The following is a 553-nucleotide window of genomic DNA, read 5'->3' as shown; positions in this document are numbered from 1 at the left end:
ACCGGTTTGCGCTTTGTCGTTGATGACCCGCCGGATCAGCTCAAGGCAGCCGTCTGACAGATACTCCGCCTCGTCAATCAGGATAACGGCGTCCCGTCCCTTTAAGGCATCTACGATGCGGGAGATAATGACGCTCATGCCGCCTTTGGTATCGAGCCCCAGTGACTGGGCAATGGTTTTAACCAGTACGCTTTTGGTAAAACTTGAATCGACTTCAATTAACAGCGCGCTATGGCTTTCCGCGGCATAATTGCGGAGCGCGGTGCTCTTACCCGTTCCAGCATCTCCCACGATAACCGCAATATCAGCCTCATCCTGCGCAATGCTTAACGCTTTACGGATCGACCCCAGCGTGTCCGTCTCGGCAGTGGGGATATGCAGCCGTTCAATCCGGCGTTCTTCCCGCTTTAACCACGCCTGCACCGCCTCTTCAAACGCCTTTACATTGCCGTTATACGTGCGGTTTTTGTATGCCGACACAACGGCAGAAGAATAGCCTAAGGCTTGCGCTGCTTTTGCTTGGCTAATCCGCTTTCCCTCATCGGGGTTTCCC

Annotated in this window: 1 protein-coding gene; it reads right to left on the bottom strand. The window is 54.2% G+C overall.

Annotation, left to right across the window (positions count from 1 at the left end; all coding sequences use genetic code 11):
• A partial coding sequence (locus HGH47_RS12245) for an AAA family ATPase (RefSeq protein WP_432912755.1) occupies positions 1–553 on the bottom strand: 553 nt, incomplete at both ends.

Source organism: Treponema sp. OMZ 805, assembly GCF_050937395.1.
Lineage (GTDB): Bacteria > Spirochaetota > Spirochaetia > Treponematales > Treponemataceae > Treponema.
This window is presented reverse-complemented; position numbering and strand designations above follow the sequence as displayed.